The sequence below is a fragment of the Paenibacillus albidus genome, from assembly GCF_014644435.1.
GTDB classification, from domain to species: domain Bacteria; phylum Bacillota; class Bacilli; order Paenibacillales; family Paenibacillaceae; genus Paenibacillus_AQ; species Paenibacillus_AQ albidus.
In genome coordinates, this window is the sequence record NZ_BMKR01000003.1 from 122,024 (window position 1) to 140,116 (window position 18,093).

General features: G+C 51.5%; 14 protein-coding genes and 1 riboswitch. Of the genes, 4 read left to right on the forward strand and 10 right to left on the reverse strand.

The window, feature by feature from the left end:
- Positions 1-29: 29 nt before the first annotated feature.
- Both IEY53_RS03995 and IEY53_RS04000 read right to left on the reverse strand, forming a co-directional pair.
- Positions 30-1,466 carry an NAD(P)/FAD-dependent oxidoreductase gene (locus tag IEY53_RS03995; RefSeq protein ID WP_189022319.1) on the reverse strand — a complete coding sequence of 479 codons (1,437 nt, stop codon included), beginning with the start codon at positions 1,464-1,466 and terminating at the stop codon, positions 30-32.
- 74 nt (positions 1,467-1,540) lie between these two features.
- A riboswitch (purine riboswitch) is annotated at positions 1,541-1,640 on the reverse strand.
- Positions 1,641-2,107: 467 nt separating this feature from the next.
- Positions 2,108-5,230 (reverse strand): EAL domain-containing protein, encoded by a 3,123-nt coding sequence (locus IEY53_RS04000; protein ID WP_189022320.1) that lies wholly within the window; start codon positions 5,228-5,230, stop codon positions 2,108-2,110.
- A gap of 290 nt (positions 5,231-5,520) precedes the next feature.
- Between IEY53_RS04000 and IEY53_RS04005 the strand changes: the two genes are divergently transcribed.
- Complete coding sequence (locus IEY53_RS04005) at positions 5,521-5,664, forward strand: hypothetical protein (RefSeq protein WP_189022321.1); 144 nt, start codon at positions 5,521-5,523, stop codon at positions 5,662-5,664.
- A 197-nt stretch (positions 5,665-5,861) separates the two neighbouring features.
- Positions 5,862-8,135: a septation ring formation regulator EzrA gene (locus IEY53_RS04010; protein ID WP_189022322.1), complete on the forward strand. Its 2,274-nt coding sequence runs from the start codon at positions 5,862-5,864 to the stop codon at positions 8,133-8,135.
- Between the two features lie 79 nt (positions 8,136-8,214).
- Here IEY53_RS04010 and IEY53_RS04015 read toward each other — a convergent pair whose 3' ends face one another.
- The gene (locus tag IEY53_RS04015) at positions 8,215-9,093 is read right to left on the reverse strand and encodes a LysR family transcriptional regulator (protein WP_189022323.1); all 879 of its coding nucleotides are present in this window, start codon (positions 9,091-9,093) and stop codon (positions 8,215-8,217) included.
- 117 nt (positions 9,094-9,210) lie between these two features.
- Here IEY53_RS04015 and IEY53_RS04020 point away from each other — a divergent pair, with 117 nt between their 5' ends.
- A complete protein-coding gene (locus IEY53_RS04020; protein ID WP_189022324.1) occupies positions 9,211-9,657 on the forward strand; it encodes a rhodanese-like domain-containing protein in 447 nt (148 codons plus the stop codon).
- An 11-nt stretch (positions 9,658-9,668) separates the two neighbouring features.
- On the opposite strand, the gene IEY53_RS04025 is transcribed toward IEY53_RS04020, so the two are convergent.
- Together IEY53_RS04025 and IEY53_RS04030 are read right to left on the reverse strand one after the other, a co-directional pair.
- Entirely contained in the window at positions 9,669-11,270 is a 1,602-nt protein-coding gene (locus tag IEY53_RS04025) for an ATP-binding protein (RefSeq protein ID WP_189022325.1), read from the reverse strand.
- 182 nt (positions 11,271-11,452) lie between these two features.
- Entirely contained in the window at positions 11,453-12,241 is a 789-nt protein-coding gene (locus IEY53_RS04030; RefSeq protein ID WP_189022591.1) for a formate/nitrite transporter family protein, read from the reverse strand.
- Between the two features lie 783 nt (positions 12,242-13,024).
- Here IEY53_RS04030 and IEY53_RS04035 point away from each other — a divergent pair.
- A complete protein-coding gene (locus IEY53_RS04035; RefSeq protein WP_189022326.1) occupies positions 13,025-13,168 on the forward strand; it encodes a hypothetical protein in 144 nt (47 codons plus the stop codon).
- Positions 13,169-13,213: 45 nt separating this feature from the next.
- Here IEY53_RS04035 and IEY53_RS04040 read toward each other — a convergent pair whose 3' ends face one another.
- From IEY53_RS04040 to IEY53_RS04060, 5 genes are read right to left on the reverse strand one after another with little or no spacing between them, the layout of a single operon-like run.
- The gene (locus tag IEY53_RS04040) at positions 13,214-14,314 is read right to left on the reverse strand and encodes a toxic anion resistance protein (protein WP_189022327.1); all 1,101 of its coding nucleotides are present in this window, start codon (positions 14,312-14,314) and stop codon (positions 13,214-13,216) included.
- Between the two features lie 11 nt (positions 14,315-14,325).
- Positions 14,326-15,054, reverse strand: coding sequence for a hypothetical protein (locus tag IEY53_RS04045; protein ID WP_373293793.1), 729 nt, complete (start codon positions 15,052-15,054; stop codon positions 14,326-14,328).
- A 25-nt stretch (positions 15,055-15,079) separates the two neighbouring features.
- A complete protein-coding gene (locus IEY53_RS04050) occupies positions 15,080-16,135 on the reverse strand; it encodes an ATP-grasp domain-containing protein (RefSeq protein ID WP_189022328.1) in 1,056 nt (351 codons plus the stop codon).
- Entirely contained in the window at positions 16,132-16,971 is an 840-nt protein-coding gene (locus IEY53_RS04055) for an HAD family hydrolase (protein ID WP_189022329.1), read from the reverse strand. The genes IEY53_RS04050 and IEY53_RS04055 overlap by 4 nt, the downstream gene beginning before the upstream one ends.
- On the reverse strand, positions 16,968-18,092 hold the full coding sequence (locus IEY53_RS04060; RefSeq protein ID WP_189022595.1) for a cysteine protease StiP family protein: 1,125 nt from the start codon (positions 18,090-18,092) through the stop codon (positions 16,968-16,970). The genes IEY53_RS04055 and IEY53_RS04060 overlap by 4 nt, the downstream gene beginning before the upstream one ends.
- Position 18,093 lies beyond the last annotated feature (1 nt).

Genomic DNA, 18,093 nt, shown 5'->3' on the forward strand with positions numbered 1-18,093 from the left:
CGTCAAGACAGTTCCTTGGAGGATCCTTCCTACACCCCGGCCCGCTCCAGCATGCCCCGGGCAACCCATACACCCGCCGCACCCGCCTGGGCCAGGCCGCGTGTAATGCCCGCTCCATCTCCGCCACAGTACAGGCCGGAGATTTCCGTCTCGAAGGATGCGCTCAGCTTCGGCCGGGCGGAATAGAATTTCGCCTCCACACCGTAGAACAACGTATGCTCCGAAGCGATCCCCGGTGTTACCCGTTCCAGGGCCTCCACCATTTCAATCAAGCTCTTCATCGTGTTGTACGGAAGCACCAGCCCGAGATCTCCGGGTACGGCTTCCTTAAGCGTCGGCTCCAGGAATCCTTCGCTGATCCGCGTCTCGGTGGAGCGCCGGCCGCGCAGAATATCGCCATACTTCTGTACAATCACGCCGCCGCTGGACAGATCATTGGCTCTTTTGCAAATTTCCCGGGCATATTCATTCGGCTTGTCAAACGGCTCCGTGAACTTATGCGAGACCAGTAGGGCAAAGTTTGTATTCCGGGAACCCAGCGCAGGGTCTTTATAAGAGTGGCCATTGGCGGCCATAACTCCGCTGTGATTCTCCACTACCACATGACCGGACGGATTGCTGCAAAAGGTACGGACTCGCGTGCCTACAGAGGTGTTATAAATAAACTTCCCTTCGTACAAATGCTCGTTAATCTCCCGCATGACCACATCCGAGGTCTCTACGCGTACGCCGACATCCACCTGGTTATTGTACATTTTGAGGCGGCGTTTCTTCAGAATCTCTGTCAGCCAGGCCGAGCCGTCGCGGCCCGGAGCAATCATCACCTGACCGGCTTCATGGTGGTCGCCATTCTTCATTGTAATCCCTGTGATCCGGTGTACTCCGTTATCCTTAACCGTCACGATATCCTCAACCTCGGCTTTGAAGGCCATATCTACACGGGGCTTCAGGTATTCATATATGGATTTCAGAATCTCCAGATTCTGCTCTGTACCCAAATGCCGCACCTGTGCTCTCAGCAGCTTAAGTCCCGCGGCATAACCACGCTGCTCAATATCACGGATGCTCTCGGTTGTCGGGTCTGTAATCAGTTCCGTGGCTCCATGCTCCAGATTGATACTATCCACATACTGAATCAGGTCCAGCACTTTGGAGGGCGCCAAATAATCGGTCATCCAGCCGCCAAACTCCGTAGTAATGTTGAACTTGCCGTCACTGTATGCACCGGCTCCGCCGAATCCCGCTGTAATCGAGCAAGCGGGCAGACAGCCGGCAAATTCCTTACGGCCGGAAGCCGGGGGACACAGCTTGATTTTCTCCTCCAGAATCGGACAGCTCCGGCGATAGATATCATGCCCCTTGTCCACCAGCAGCACCTTCCACTGGGGCGCCTTCAGCGTCAGCTCATAACATGCGAAAATCCCGGCTGGTCCTGCTCCAACAACAATTACATCATATTTACTCATCTGTTCCTCCACTGCGATCGGATTTTGATAGGAATGTACTAGAGAACGACAAAAATCCCGGCTACTTCATAGGTATGCCAAAGCACCCTATCCGTAGCCAGGAATTTACGGTTCCCTGTAGAAACCCCCAAACCTTATCTTTGAGGATATACGAACAGCAACATTCAGATTGAATGAGACAATTGGATTTTATCGAACATAAGCGAATGTGTCAAGAGTATATTCAATAAATCATTCGTATTTTCGCATATATAAACCAATTCCAGACTCAACAAAGTTTGATTTCATCCATAAAAGCGAACATTAATTTAAATAATCTCCTCTTATATAAACTGAACTTGTAATTTTTTTATTTGGGATTGGATCGTGACTACAGCGAATGTTTGGACTTCCGGCCGCTGCCCGTCTGCAGATTTCTTTATTTATACCGTGGTTCTCGGTTGAAATCTGCAGGGCAGCTTATGCTTACGATGCGAGCTTTCCTGCGGAAAGCTTTCGGGCGGTCGCTTCCGCTCCTCCAGTTCCAAAATCCCCCTCCGTCACTTTTCCCTTATTCTTAATTTTTCAGGTTCAATCTATATCAGAATTATACTTGCCGTATACACAAAAACAGATGCCAGAATGGCACCCGTTATTTGCGGCTATACGCCGTAATCCTGCAGCGTCTCCAACAGCTGCAGAACCTCCCGCTCCGGCACAGGCCGGCTGATCAGATAACCCTGCACCTTATCGCAACCCGTGTCCTTCAGAAATTCCAGCTGGCTGGCTTCCTCAACCCCTTCAGCTACAACCTCAAGGCCCATGTTATGCCCAAGCTGCACAATGGTTTGGACGAATGATTGACTGTAGGCCTTTACGGACAGCGAATCGATGAACGTTTTATCCATTTTCAGTGTGGAAATCGGCAGCTGCTGCAAATAGCTGAGCGAAGAGTAGCCTGTGCCAAAGTCGTCCAGTGCAATGCGAATCCCGCGCGATTTCAGAAACTCCAGCTTGCTGACAATACTCTCGAAGGATTCCATAAAGATAGACTCGGTAATCTCCAGCTCCAGAAATCCCGGTTCAAGTCCGCTTTCTTGGAGGCTGTCCAGCACCATCATGGTGAAATCATCCTGGAGCAGCTGAATTACCGAAATATTGACCGATATTTTGTAGGGATGGCCCAGACGGTCATGAATATCCTTCATAAATTGACAAGCTTCGCGGAGCACCCACTCCCCGATATCAATAATCAGTCTGGAATCCTCGGCAACTTTGATGAAGGACAGCGGAGATACAAAACCAAGCTCCGGACTGTTCCAGCGGATCAACGCTTCAAATCCGGAAATAAAGCCCGATCTGATATCCAGCTGCGGCTGATAATACAGCTCAAATTCATGGCCAGTCATCGCTCCGCGCAGATGCTTCTCGATATTCATACGTTCGTTGAACGCCTCATGCATCGATTTATCGTAGAGCACATATCTGCCTTTGCCTTCCTCCTTGGCACGGTACATGGCCACATCGGCATTTTTGAGAATCTCTTCCGTAGTCGTCCCGTCTTCCGGGTAAAAGGAAATCCCGATGCTGACCGAAACGTACAGCCTGCTCTCGCCGATGAGAAAGGACTTCCGGAAAGCGCGCAGGATGTTCTCTGCCAGAGCCAGCACCGCTTTGCGGTCATCTTCATTTTTCAGAAAAATTACAAACTCATCACCGCCTAGTCTGGAGAGCATGTCGCCTGTCCGGACTACCGACTGGAGCCTCTCGCTGGCCTGACGAATCAGAATATCGCCAAATTTATGACCCAGCGTGTCGTTGATATATTTGAAATTATCGGTATCGACGAAGAGCAGCGCTGCCTTGCCTCCGGGCCGCCGGAAATACTTCTCCATCCTATCGAGCAGACTTACGCGATTGGGCAAATCGCTTAACGAATCACTGTAAGCCAGCCTGTGCATATTCTTCTGATTCTCCAGCAGCAGATCATATTGGCCTACAAGCTCCTGCTGGGTTGCTGTAAGCTGCTCATAAGTGGCCTCAAGCTCCTGATAGCTGTTGTTCAGCTTGAACTCCACTTGCTTGCGTGTGCTGATATCAATGAGCGAGCCCAGGAACAGCTTAATGTTGTTCTGCGGGTCCACAATTGCCTTGCCTCTGACTTCAAACCATATGTATTGATTATGTTTGGTACGCATCCGGTATTCAGTCTCATACACCGGTGTAAGTCCAGCCAAATGCTCCTGTCTGGCTTTATTGGAATACTCCTGGTCATCAGGATGGATAATGCTGAATACTCCTCCCTCAAAGGAATTGATTTCCTCCTCGGTGTAACCCATAATCTCATACCAGCGTTCGGACAGCTTATAGGTTCCGGTCTTCCAGTCCAGCTCCCACATGTAGGCCCCTGAGCCTTCCGAAGCCAGGCGGAACCGGCGTTCACTGACCTGCAGCATATCGAACTGCTCCTGCAGTTCCACTTCGGTTGCAGCAAGCTCTTCATAGGTGGATTCCAGCTCTTCATAACTTAAGCGAAGCTTCAGCTCATTCTGCTTGCGGTCATCAATATCCAGGCCTACAAGCACATAGATATTCTCCGCCTGGGCATCCAGCCCTTTAATCAGGGTGGTCCGGATCGAGAAATACCTTGCCCCCGGGTCATGGTCCGGCAGCTTCAGCTCCACATCGCCGACATAGTCGGAATAGGTAGCCCTGGATAGCAGCCCCTTAAGCTCAGCAGCACTGCCTTCAAGCCCTTCCAACTGGTTCAGGGTCTTTCCAAGGACAGACCGTTCCGCAAGCCCCGTCATCCGTTCGGCATATTTATTGAACCGTACAATAGTTTGGTCTGCATGAACAGCCCAGACTATCATTCCGGTGTGCTCAATGACATCCCCAAAAAACTGCTGTTCCGAATAAACGGTCCGCCTTAAGCGCTTGATATACAATCTGAGAAAAAGAATTACCAGCAACAGCAAGGAAGCCCCTCCAGCCGCTCCGTAAATAATCCGTTTATGTATCAAGTCTTCAAGATAATCTGAACGCGTGTGAAAATATTGCCGGTACAGCTCGTCAAAAGCACCGGAGGACCTCAGCCGGTCCAGGCGTTTGTTGATGTACGGGATCAGCTCCGGTGAAGACTTGCTTACTCCGTAGGCTACCTCGATAGGATACAGGTTACTCATTTTACGGGTAATACTGCCGGTCAATCCTTGTTCTACAATCAGATAATCGACCACACCCTGATTCTCAAACAGCAGGTCGATCTCGCCTTTCTCAAGGGCCTTAAGTGCTACAGGAATCGTGTCATATTCTATGTATTGGGTCACACCGGCTTGGTTGCGGAGCGCCGTCTCGGCATACTGCTGTCTGCCCACGCCAATCTTGTATTTCCCCAGCGTCTTCAGATCGACTTCATCTTTAAGCTTCTCACGGGCATATACGGAGATATAGCTTGTGAGCACCGGATCGGAGAACAACGTATCCCGTTCCCGCTCCTCTGACATTGCCATCAGACCGGTTGTGTCAATCTCACCTTTTACCAGACGTTCATGGACTTCCTTCCACTGCCCCGTACTGTGCCGGACCCGGTAGTTCTGGCTCTCAAAAATCATGCTGGTCAAATCAATATCGAAGCCGGTCAGATAACCGTTTTGTACATATTTATAAGGTGGATAGTCCAGCTCTGCCTGATAGATGAGGTCCTGTCTTTGCGAGTGAGCGGTGGCAGAGGGTGCGAATATAAGCAGAATACTAATTAGAAGCATGAGGTTATACCGCTTCATCGCATGTTCTCCTTTTTCCCTTAAAATCGGTTGGCAACCTTTATCTATCCCTTTATTCGACAAAAAATGGTAGGTTTCCTGCCCATATTTGCATAATGTGCAAATCCTGCCTCTCTTTTGACCGATATTTAAAATTATATCAAATTCCTTACAGGTTCTTTCATTTTTATATTGCTTTTTAGGCGGGAAATGTGGATAATAACATTAACAACTGATAATGATTATCATTATTGAATATTCGATCAATGGCTTCCCTTACTATATTTGAATCCAAAGGAGACTGAACACCCATGAACGTTGCCACCACACGGACGGCACTGCAAGTTGACGATTACCTGGATCTGCTCAATCTTGCCGTTAAAGTCGGAGATTTGAAATGGCAAAAGGAAATCAAATCCCGTCTGCAATATATTCTCTGCCTGCAAACCAGATAATCCGGTTCTGTATAGCCGCCTCCCTTATTGAGGGTGGGCGGTTTTTTTATGTTCTTAGTCCCCTGCATCCAGCCTGAAGCGGCCCCAGCGAATTTGAGCAGAGGCGCATCTGCGGGCAAAGAATGGGTTAATGATATAGTATACTTAGTCGCATAATATATCCATTCAGAAGCCTCTACAGATTGGAGCGTGTCAGCTTGAGAAAATATATAGCTTTGTTCCTGGTGTTCAGCCTGCTCTGGATACCCGGCGTGTACGCCGCAGGAAGTCCTGCCCCGCAAGGATTGGTTACGGATGAAGCAGGAATTCTCAGCAGCCGTGAAAAAACCTCCATTGCCACAACCGCTGCGGGAGATGGCCTAACCTTTCATGTTTTGACGGTGGAGTCGTTTAACGGAACCGCTTCAGAACCCTATGCGGACCGTGTGTATGACTCCTGGGAACTGACTGCAAAGGATATTCTCCTGGTCATTTCCGCAGGAGAACGGGAAGTCCAGCTGAACTTTAAGAATCCGGGGCTGCAGGCCTCGCTCAACTCATGGTCTCAGGGTCAAGGCGGCTCGTCCGGCAGTGCAGCCCTCACCCTACTGCTGGATTCGTATTTCATTCCCTATGCTGCAGATGGCGATTTTGCAGGAGGGATCACGTCCTTAATGAAAGCCGTGCGATCTATAGACCTTGCACAGGGGCAGGGGACGGCAGGAGGAGCTCAGAGCGGCAACCATCCGGCACCAGATACAGCCGGCTCTGCCCGTTCTACTGTTCCCGTGCTGAGGATAGCCGCTATCCTGGTGGGCGCCGCTCTGGTGGCTATTGTGTCGTTCGTGCTGATAACAGGGCAGCGCCGCCGCAGGGAGCTTGCGGAGCAGCAGGAGGAGTTAGGCAGATTGCTGGTCCAGGCCAACCGGGCGCTCGAATCACTGCAGCCATTTCAAGGGATCGTGCAGGGCAAGACCGGACAGCTGGTTGAGGGCATTTCTGCAAGGCTGTCGGAACATTTAGTGCAGATCTCTTCGCTGCAAAATGAGGGGCAAGGCAAACCACCGGCCTTTTATCAGCTTGCTGCACTCAAGGCAACAATCGCCCAGCTGCAGCAGACCGTGAGTTCTTTCCGCTCCGCCCTGGAGGAGGAGGAACAAAAGATCGCTGTCATCATCGAAGCTGACCGCAACGTCAAACAGCGGATTACCGAACTCAAGCAGGATATGCCTGAGCTCAATGAACAGTTGAAGGATTCGGTCAAGGAAACGGGGTATGGCTTGGAGGAGCTTTCCGGGGATCTAAAGCGGCTGGAGGAAGAGACAGCCAAGGCCGACGGGCTTGAGCTGTTCGACCCGATAGCGGCAGAGGAGGTCACTCAGGAGGCCCAGAAGCGGCAGGAGCAGATTGAGCAGGATTTACAGGATGTCGAGATCTACGACGACAAGATCAAGGCTTTTCCGGGCGTCATGTCTGCGGTCCGCACCCAAATAGCCGGTATAATCGAGCAGCATTCACTTCAGAACATGAAGGCCAAACCTTATGAGCATCTGGAGCAGGCGGGGGCAGCAGCGGAAACCCTTAATGCTCCGCTGCGCAGCGGAGACATGGATGCCGTACGCAATATTGCCTCCCGGATCGACCTGCTGCTGGATGAGGCCGTCGCCATGACCGAGCGGCAGGCCCTCCTGCGCCAGAACAACCGCCGGGATCTGGAGACCATCCGCACGAACTGGAACCAGCTGAACCAGCGCCGGGACGGGCTGCTGAACCGGATTGCGGAAGCCCGGACCCATTACGTTGAACAACATGTATCCAATCTCCAGACTACTCTGGAGGAATGGAGCACCCGGCTGCAGGAGGGTACCGCCGGGGTACCACAGATCGAGACCTGGACCAGCGACGAGCGCGGCGAATACGAGCAGGCACGCCAGGCTCTGGATCAGCTGTTGTCACTTCAAGACGAAGCTGGACGTCAATTCAGCAGCGTCTCTGAACGTCTGGATCAGCTGAATGAACGGTTGACCAAGGTCACGCGGATTTTTTCCGAAGGTCCAGGACGGGTCGATGCAGCCCAGCAGCTGCTGCACAGCAGAGGGCTCGCTTCCAGGAACCCGTTCCAGCTGGCCCGGCTGCCTGAATACACAGAGCTGGAATACAAGCTGTCCGCCCGGCCGTATAATCTGGATGAACTGGAGACGCTGGGCCGTGCCTATGCTTCGCAGATTTCCTCCTTTGTAGACGAAGCAAGCCGTCTGATCCGCCAGAAGGAAGAGCAGGAACGCCAGGCTCATCTGGCGATGATGCGAGAGCAGCAGCGGCGGGAACAAGCCCGCAGACGCATGTCCTCCGGCGGCGGGTTCGGCGGGGGCGGGCGTTCCTCCGGCGGCTCCTCCTGGGGCGGTGGAGGAAGCAGCCGACGCTCCTCCGGCGGTTCTTCCTGGGGCGGCGGCAAATCCGGAGGTAACTCCTCCGGCGGCTCCAAATGGTAGTGCAGGTACCGATCTTCGAAAGACTCTTCCGCCGGTTACTGGGGCGGAGGGGTCTTTCTTTAATGAGCCTGACACCCTATTATTGCTGTTCCTGCATATGAACTATGAAATCGGCTAACGCAGCCGGCAGCCGGCGGTCCTTACGGTAAATCAGTTGAATATAAAAGGCTTCCTCCCCATCGTTAGTTAAGGGGACTGCTCTCAACACACCTGAGCGCCGCTCCTCCTCAATGGCGTATCCCGGCAAAAAAGCCGTACCCCACCTATGTCTGACCGCCTGTTTGATTCCCTCCAGGTTCCCGAATTCCATGTCTACTTGAGGGGACATTCCGGCTTGCTTTAATGCCTGCAGCAGATATTGCCGGTAGGTACAGCCCTCCTCGGTAAGAATGAGCGGCTCCCCGGCCAACGCTGAAGGAGCAGCGGAATCAACCTTAGCCAGATGATGCTCCGGATGGACCACAATATACATCGGCTCCTGCCGCAGAGGCAGCGAGACCAACTCCTCCGATTCATAAGGCTTATCGAAGATTAGCCCAAAATCGGCTGATTTCCCCTTTACAGCGGCGATAATCTCCGCCTCCGATCCAGGCTCGACACGCAGCTGAATCTCAGGATACCGCCCTCTGTACCGGTGGAGACGATGCGGCAAATAATATGCTGCGAGCGTTTCAATAGCCCCAATGGTCAACTGGCCCTTGTATCCGCCGGAGATAATCTCCCTGGCTTCTTCGCGCAGCGCCAGCATCTCCCGGGCATAGGGCAGCAGGTTGCGCCCGGCAAAGGTCGGAACCATACCTCTGCCTGAACGCTCCAGCAGAACTGCTCCGTATATCTCCTCCAGCTTGGCAATCTGAGCTGTTACCGTGGACTGCGCATAGCCCAGGCGTTCCCCTGCCCGGGTATAGCTTCCCAAGGAGGCCACTTCACAAAAGGTACGCAAATAGGTCAATTCCATCCATACTTCTCCTGTCCAATTATCATTCATTTCGATAGTTGATATCGAAGACTATAGATAACTATAATTCTTGATTCGTTATACAATACCTTCAAGAGAAGCGAAGGAGGAATAACGATGAAGTTCAAACCCAGATCCCAAGTACTTGGCACACCGGCAGCCGCCCCCGAAGAGGCCGCACATTATTTCCTGGCCAAAGGCCGATATGAGACCGATGTGGCCGATGTGGCAGTAGATCTGCGCGAAGGAATTACAGGCTTTACCCTGGTTGATGTCCGTGACGCCCGCTCCTATGAGGAGGCCCATCTGCCTGGAGCCGTGTCCCTTCCCTCCGGACAGCAGCATCCTTCTGCTCCGGCATTATCCCGCGAGAACCTCCTGGTCCTGTATTGCTGGGGACCCACCTGCAACGGAGCCGCCAAGGCCGCCGCGAGGCTGGCCGCACAGGGCTACAGGGTCAAGGAAATGCTCGGCGGGATGGAATATTGGCGCAAAGAAGGCGGTCAGCTCGAAGGTACGCTTGGCGACCAGGCCTCCATGTACTGGACCCTGCCGCCGCGCTAGTCTATGCTTTTTTAAGCCAGCGGAAGACAGATCTCCACAACGGTCCCTTCGCCAAGCTTGCTGGTAATACCTACCTGCCCTCTATGGCTGGATACAATCCTTTTGACAATCATCATGCCAAGGCCATTCCCGTTAAATCTGGTGGTGTGAAAGGGCTCCCCTATTTTTTGCAGCACTTCGGGACTCATTCCTTCTCCGTTGTCTGTGAACGATACAACCTGGAAGCCCTCCTGCACCTCCAGCACGATCTCAATCTCTCCGCCAAACGGGATAGCCTCCATTGCATTTCGTAACAGATTCAGAAACACCTGCTTGATTTGGTTGCGGTCACATTCAATCTCATAGTCCTGCCGAATCTCCCGGTTGATGGTTATATTGTTCATCCGGGCTTGAAATTCAAAAATGCTGACCACTTCCTGCAATATAGCTCCACAGCGCTCCGCTTTGCATTGAACTGCTTGCGGTTTGCCCAGGATTAGGAATTCCCCCACAATCAGGTTCATCCGCTCCACCTCGGACATAATGAGGTCATAATGCTGCAGCTGCGAATTTTTGTGGGATAACTGCAGCATTCCCTTGACCGTGGTCAGCGGATTCCTGATCTCATGGGCAATACTCATGGCCAGCTGTCCCGAGAACACCAGCTTTTCCGTATTGCGCAGCACTTCTTCCGTTCTTTTCATCTCCGTGATATTGCGCAAGCTGCCGATCACCCGGGAAAGCGAACCCCTGACATCATAGACAGGCACTACGTCAAGCATGAAATACTCCACAGAACCCTGCCGCTCCAGAACAATCTCCCTGCCGGTGCATTCCTCTTGCAGCATAATCACCCGCTCAAAATAAGAGCCGATATCCTTCAGCTTAAAGACACTGCTTCCTAATAAAGGTCTGGGCAATTCCCGCTCCAGACGGAGCATCTTCACACTGTTTTCGTTGATGTTCACAATGGTTCCGAGCTCATCCGTAATCATCACACCCAGATAATTGGTCTCCAGGAGAATTTGGTTCAGAAGCCGCAACTGGGCATTCCCCTGCCGCAGCAGGAGCTCACGTTCAATGGAGTCCGCTATCGTACACAGCAAAGGAAGCAAGTGGGGATGAGCCACTTCAAGATCGGTCATAAATGAAAGGCTGCCCAGCAGCTGTCGCCCCTCATCTTTATAAAAAGGAGCAGTGCAGCAGACCAGATGATGCAGAATTTGATGATAATGATCCTCCCCTACCAGCTGAAAGGGCCTTTGATGCGAAAGACATAAAGAGATGGCATTGGTGCCTACCTCATCGCTAAGCTGAACCCCTTCTTTTATACCGACCTGTCTGACAATATCAATAATGGTTGGATCACCTTTGAATGCCAGCAAATATCCCTCATCATTGGAAATAGCAATCAGAATCGGGTTGCCCGTCACCGAAGAAAGGAATTTATTCACAAAAAAATCAATGACCTCGATAACCTCACTATATTTGTTTAATTGGACCTTCAGCTCGCTCTTGGTGTAACGTTTCACAAAAACAGGCGGCTGCTCCGGGTCGATCCCTTGCCTGATACATTTCTCTTTTGAGTCTCTGATGATCATCTCATCAGTCGGGGTCACCATTATTCGTTCCATCTTTGTACCCCCTTTTATCTCTTCTTTAATATTTCAATTTTTTAACACTATTTATGTATTCTACTTTCTGCGGTGGATTCCTTCCATAGAATGAAGGATATCGTATATCGTATATACAAGCTTATATCAACAAAAAAACTCCACCCCTTCCGGGGTGAAGTCTTAGGGTTCAAACGCATAGGTTAATGCTGCTCCTCATCCAAAAAAGGTTTGTTCACGTAATGGTACATGACGCCCATCAGAACCCCTCCGCCAATCAGATTGCCGAGCGTTACCGGTACAAGGTTATGCACCACCCCACCCCAGGAGATGGTTCCGGGATGATCGAGCACCAGCGCAATCGCGAACGTGCACATATTGGCAATACTGTGTTCATATCCGGAGATAAAGAAGCAGAATACAAACAAGACCATCGCGAACATCTTCGCTCCGTCGCCTTTCATCGACATGGGAACGAAAAAGGCCAGACACACCAGCCAATTACACAGAATCGCGCGGAAAAACAATTGAATGGCCGGGGCCTCCATTTTATGGGCGACCACATCCAGCAAAAAGCCGTTTACATTCGAGTCATAAAATAATCCGGTCAGAAAGATCAGCAATGCAAATGCCGCAGCCCCGAGAATATTGCCGACATAGCTGGTTGCCCACATCCGAATCACCTCAGGCCAGCGCATCTTCCGTCTTAACGCAGCGTAGGTGTAATAGAAGGTATCCCCGGTAAACAGGTCCCCGCCACCGTATGAAATCAGAATAATGGCCGCACCGAACGTAATGGCAGCCATGGGATACGTCATCGGAGAGTGCTCCATGTAAAAGAAATTACCCGTCTTAAACGCTACGATGACACCGAAGCCGATGAACATACTGGCCAGCATGGCCCTGGCAATATAGCGAAACGCACTTTGCCGAAAGATCTTCTGTTTCTTGAGCGCTAATTTTTCCACCTGCAGAAGTGCTTCGTTCTCCATATACCCTCCGTGTTTGAAATATAATATTTCCAGCATTTTATAATGTTGATTGTACAACATCTTGGTTATTATTACCCAAAAAAACGCTAAAAATTGAAACAATCCACGGATCATCCCTAAAACACTTGACGATTGGGGGTATTAGAAGAACAATGCCCGGCTGCTACTGCTAAGGTTTGCCCTCATTCAGTTCCACGATAGCTTCCGCCTTTTCACTGCTGGCTACGATGATAAGCACAAGTATCAAACCTCCCAGAATCATATGCCTATCCTCTCTTCCTCCAGATGTAGTCTTGTGACAACTTATGTGCGGAGGAGAGGCTTTATGAATGGGCAGAGCAGGCGGTTTCGGTTTTGGTGTCGGCATAGAGCGGGCAGCCAGTTTGTCCAGCTGTCCGCTCCAATGTATTTAGTGCAGTCAAATCGCTCCGGGAGGGGCTCGAAAGTCCATTCTGATGTATTTTGTACATCGGAAACATAGAAAATATAGAAATACAGGCCCGCTCTGCCTTTCCTGATGCACAAAATGCAGCGAAATCGAAAAAAAGTCGGGTTTGCCTGCGTTCCGATGCACAAAATGCAGTCAAACCAAAGGCTTAGAGTAGACAGCGGTTATGAATTGCGCCAACGCCATTACCGAAGTAACGATGGCCAGGAATGTCCGCTAATGCCGGAATCTAATGGCAACTGGGAGGCTCTGTGAGTCTTTAGAGCTTGCGTTATAGACAACAGGTTCGGCAACTGATGAACAACCGGGGATTTCGCAGATTTCTGCTTTGAGGGATGGAAAAAGTGACGTTCGAGGTTGGATGGCTTTCGCTTGCCCATCAACTGCTAAATCAAGCTGTAAATGAACAAAAACGCGAAAGCAGCGATTCTACGGGTAACGAAGGAATCGCTGCTCTGCTGTCTTTTTACAGTTTTTAGAATAAGAGTAATCCATTTATGGGACAGACTCTCTCGTTCTCTCTGTTAATTCAAAAAACTGCTAATTCCATTGGAAGCCTCGGCTTCCTTGAGCGCCGCCGGTTTGTCCCCTTCATTCAGGCCCAGACGGTTGTTCAGCTGCGTATTGATTGCGGTCATTTTGGTGGTATAGTCCTGGCAGCTCTCAATAATCCGGCGGTTGGACTGCTCCGATGTATCCAGGGCACTCAGCAGATCGCCGATAGCCTGGTTCACCGATTCGAGCGACATGGAAGGTTTGGAGAGCAGTTCCGTGGTCTTCTCCGTGGTAGTGCGGAGCAATCGGGCGTTCTCCTTGAACTGGTCCTCTATGGTCTTGTTGGTCGCTTCGACCGCAGAGATCACATTCTCCTGATCGGCGAGCGACATGGCTATCATCGCAGAGACCGTGATCAGGTTGGAAGTCTTGTCGATCGCATTGTTCACGGAGTCAATCAGCTTGTCGTTATTATCGTTAATGATATCTGTAGCGGCAATCGCCTGGTTATAGAGCAGGATCATCTCTGTCATGGACTGGATGCGAACCATAACCTTACGCAGGCCACGCTCCAAATATGTTTTGCGCAGTTCATTCTCGGGTTTGGCAATCTCCACCTCGAACATTTCCTTCAGCTTGTTGCCGAAGGCGATCTTCGTCTGGAGGTTGTAGATCTCCTCCATGGAGGTCCGTTTCAGCTGGCGCATGTTCACAATGCTCTCCTCCAGCGTATCTCTGCCATCCCGCAGACCGGCTATAATGGCATCGATATTGGTACGGACGGACTGATACTTGTAGACGTAGTTCTTGAGCGGGCTTTTACGCAGGATTTTGCCAAAAAAGCTCACATTCTTGCTCTGCTGCAAATCCTCGCATTCATTGCGCAGCTTCATAATCATATTCGGCACTTCCACGCGTTTGCCGGACATCAGATCATTCACCGGGCGATCCAGCAGCTTCAAGGTTTGCCCCGCTTTCTCCTGTGTCTTCACGCCAAGCTTGCCGATCTCATCCATTAAAGAATCCAGCGTAACCGTATCGGTCTTGGCCACCTGCTCAATCAGCTGCGAGGCTTCTTGAACCACCTTCTGTTCATCCTCTTTTTTCAATTGGATTAATTGTGTGGACATGGGCTTCCCTCCTATAATTCGGAACTGCTGTATCGCTGATGAATCAGCTCGGCCTTAGTCTGAAGCTCCATCAAATCTTTATGCTCGATCGTTGAGGCAATATCCGATATTTTGGTATCGACATCACGCAAGCCGTTCAGCAGCATTCTCCGGTTCTTGGTCTTCGCTTCGCCGCCAAGCCGCAGGAACGGATTGATCACACCGTTCAGATCCTTCAGAATCAACCGGCGGACCGTATGATTAATCTCTCCGTTATTCAGCTCCTGAAGCAGCGGGATAATACGCTGCAGCCGGGCGAATAAAGCCAGTGACTTCTCTACAATCTCATTATCCAGCGTATCCTTGCGGCCTTCGGAAATAATCATATCCTCCAGAATGCTCAGGTACTCCACCACCGGAGCGAACTCCGGGCCAATCTCCCGGGCGGCCCCGGCAGCTCCGGCAGGGCCCTGAACTGCAGGAACATCTGCAGCGGAGCTGGCACCATTCAGATTCAGCTCCCTGCCCCCATTTCCGGAAGCGTCCGGAGAAGCAACACGGGGCGGCTCTTGCCGCACAGGCAGCACCTCTGGAGGCAGGTTGGTACCGGAGTCCCGCTTGCCGAACAGACCGACAACCGCACCCGCCAGCGGGAACAGCAGCGAGATCATCTCCGGCAGAATAGGACTTGTCAATACAGCAGCGGCGTAACCAACGGCAGCATACAACAATATTTTTAATTTATAAGAAATTATTCTCACCTCTTGTGAGCGTATTTCTTGACGCTCAATTCACGGCATCCGGGATGACGGATTGGCCGTTTATTTTCATGATCAACGGCTGCTCTACATGGCTGGCCAATACATCATGAGCGAATTCGGCAGGCTGGACCTCGCCGCCGAGGGCGCTTTTGACCGCCAGATACGGAAAGTTAATACCCGACAGACAAGAGATATGCAATCCTCCGGACATCCGGGGATTGATCTCCAGCAGCTTGGGGGTATCTCCGCTATATTTCATTTGAATGTTAAAATTAAACGGGATGCGGTAGGTCTCGGCCACCTTCAGCGCAATATCCTCCAGCTCAGGGATATGCTCCATGAGCCGCAGTCTGCCCCCGGCCTTACGGCGCGGAACGGCTGCGAGCAGCTTGCCATTCTCATCCGCCAGACAATCTATGCTGTACTCAAACCCTTCCAGCAGCTCCATTACCATCAAGTCCGGGAAGGATGGGACTGTGGATAGAATATGATACGCCTCGTCAAAGGAGATCAGCGGAGTTACATGGCCGAACAGCTCCTTCAGAGGACTGCGGCCATTATCTATAATGCGGAAGCCGAGGCCGCCCTCCGTTTCAGTGGGCTTGAAGCAGACACGGTGGCCTTTGGCGGCCAGATCCTGATAGGCTTCCCTGAATTGCTCGGCCGTCCGGACCACATGATAATCGGGAATCGTCATAATTCCTTTGCCCGCGACACTTTCGTAGAACTTGCCCTTATCCATAATCGTCTCCAGCAGGTCCAGATCCCGGCAGACCAGAAGCTTCGTCCCGATCGCATCAAACAAAGCGGCATGCAAAGCAATGTCCAGCATGTGCAGTCTCGGAATAAAGATATCAATCTCATTCCGGCGGCAAAAGTCTACGCAAAAGTGAACGTATTCAATCCCTTCCAGCGCAGGCTCCGTCCCGGCAACATCAGCCCCTTGCAGCGACATATGGTTGATATCGGGATGTGTAGCGAAGATCTGCACAGGGACGCCATCTTCGTTATTGCGGATAAGATTCATATAATGAAAAGCTACGGAAAACCAGCGGTTGAAGTATATATTTACCTTTTTCACTTATGGACCACTCCCAATAAGGCTAGATTGTTGTAAGTCATGTGCACATACTGCATAATCTCATCAGCGGCAAATACGCCCGCCTGTGCGGTAAAGGGATACTTCAATTGTACAAGACCACTCTGCTGCTCGGCAAATATCTCCCCATGGCAAGGAGCGATCGCATAATCGGCACTCTCCAAAAGACTCTTATCCAGCAGCGAATCCCCCGAAGCCACCAGGGGCTCCGACTGGACTGTACGGCGTACATGAATAATGGCATCGCTTTTGTTGACTGCCGCAGGCACAACATACAGCTTGCGCCCCTGGAGAGAGACTTTCCAGCCTAAACTGTCCAGCCGTTCGGCCAGTTGATTAATTTCATCGAGTGGCAGCAGATCACGGTGAACCACATAAGTGTAAAACAGCTCATCGCAATACCGTTCACTGATAATCCATTCTTCCCGCACAACCGACCTGACCCGTGCTCTCACTTCCTCAGCCGCAGCCGAGCCGCTCTCCACCAGCTTGCCAACCGCCGCTCTCCAGCTTGTGTCCACTACTCCGTTAACCAGAATATTCCCGCCGTTGCTCGTAATGGCATAATCAGGAATTACCGTCTCCTGGAACAGATTAATTCGTTGATACTGCTGTATAGTACGTGTCGTCACCGGCATAAAAATAATGCTGTTGCTTGCCGTCAACGCCTTGAGCAGGGACAGGGCCTGCTCAGAGATATACGATACCGTCCTGCCGTCTATAACCTCAGCCGGGATCAATCCTGGTGAATCCTCGGAGACCCCAAGGGCACCGAGAGAATAAATCAGCGTACGGTCCAAATCGCTGGCATAGATCATTCGCTTTCCCCTTTCAGCGGTTTGATGATTCCGCAGCAGGAGTAAGTCATCCCGGGGAATACTTCTACCGGTACACCACGGTCCTCGGCAAGCAGCAGAATATGCCGCAAATTCGGATTATCCATAGTATCGACAAGAATTTTCCAGGGTACTCTCCGCAGCAGCACCCGGGTAGTTTCACCGACACCGGGCTTGACCAGATTAATATCCTCAATGCCAAAGGTCTGTTGGATATTCTGAATATCGCGCAGCCCTTGCCAGGTAATCTCCGGCGGGGAATCGAGCATATCCATAGCAGACCTCCGGGCCTCAGCCGCAGCACCGGCGAAGTAGGGGGAGATACTGTCAATAAAGACATTGGACTGGTCCGTATCCAGCCATTCCTTATAGAATTTGGCACCATGGAATTCATCCGGCCCAATCAGATCATCCCGCAGCACGGTGCGGCTCATCAGCCCGGAGACCGTTGAATTCAGACAGGCGCTCGGGATCAGATAGTCCTCCCGGGTCCCGAAAGTGCCTGAGCAGTGCCCCGGGTCAGCCAGCACAGCCAGATCGTCATTCAGCCGAATGCCATATTTCCGGTGAAGACGGTCACAGGCTTCGATAAGCACCTTGCGGATCGCTCCCTTTCCCGTCCAGCCGTCGATAAACTGCAGATCGGCATCCTGTCCATGCTGCTGCAGGATATAAAGAATCGCATTCTCGTCAATGCCCTTGCCCCGGATAATAGAAATGCTGTAATGCGGAAATTCCCAGCCGTATATTTCTGCAATATAACGTCTGATTAATACACCTATCGGCGTTCCCGCTCTGGCCAGCGAGACCAGCACAGCCCCTTTGCCCCTGCGGGCGACAATGATCTCGGAGACCACTGCCACCGCCAGCGCTACTTTGCCCGCCGATTGCTGCAGCGTTTCATGGAACAACTCAATATACTGGGCGGTAGGCTGGTATTCTACCGGAAGCATCTCGGAATAATGCACCCCGGACTGGATAGCCCGTTCCCGCTCTTCCGTTGCCCGTTCCAGGGAGACTCTGCTGAGATCCTTCAGCAGGAAGGTTACATCAGCCGGAGGATAGCTGCCCAGCCGTACCGGGGGAGTGATTCTCTTGTTCATG

Excerpts from the sequence above, each read along its gene's own strand:
- IEY53_RS04015 (WP_189022323.1), bottom strand. The coding sequence starts at position 9,093 with ATGGAATTGACCTATTTGCGTACCTTTTGTGAAGTGGCCTCCTTGGGA.
- IEY53_RS04005 (WP_189022321.1), top strand. The coding sequence starts at position 5,521 with ATGAACGTTGCCACCACACGGACGGCACTGCAAGTTGACGATTACCTG.
- IEY53_RS04030 (WP_189022591.1), bottom strand. The coding sequence starts at position 12,241 with ATGGAGAACGAAGCACTTCTGCAGGTGGAAAAATTAGCGCTCAAGAAA.
- IEY53_RS03995 (WP_189022319.1), bottom strand. The coding sequence starts at position 1,466 with ATGAGTAAATATGATGTAATTGTTGTTGGAGCAGGACCAGCCGGGATT.
- IEY53_RS04020 (WP_189022324.1), top strand. The coding sequence starts at position 9,211 with ATGAAGTTCAAACCCAGATCCCAAGTACTTGGCACACCGGCAGCCGCC.
- IEY53_RS04040 (WP_189022327.1), bottom strand. The coding sequence starts at position 14,314 with ATGTCCACACAATTAATCCAATTGAAAAAAGAGGATGAACAGAAGGTG.
- IEY53_RS04060 (WP_189022595.1), bottom strand. The coding sequence starts at position 18,092 with ATGAACAAGAGAATCACTCCCCCGGTACGGCTGGGCAGCTATCCTCCG.
- IEY53_RS04055 (WP_189022329.1), bottom strand. The coding sequence starts at position 16,971 with ATGATCTATGCCAGCGATTTGGACCGTACGCTGATTTATTCTCTCGGT.
- IEY53_RS04000 (WP_189022320.1), bottom strand. The coding sequence starts at position 5,230 with ATGAAGCGGTATAACCTCATGCTTCTAATTAGTATTCTGCTTATATTC.
- IEY53_RS04025 (WP_189022325.1), bottom strand. The coding sequence starts at position 11,270 with ATGGAACGAATAATGGTGACCCCGACTGATGAGATGATCATCAGAGAC.
- IEY53_RS04035 (WP_189022326.1), top strand. The coding sequence starts at position 13,025 with ATGGAAAAAGTGACGTTCGAGGTTGGATGGCTTTCGCTTGCCCATCAA.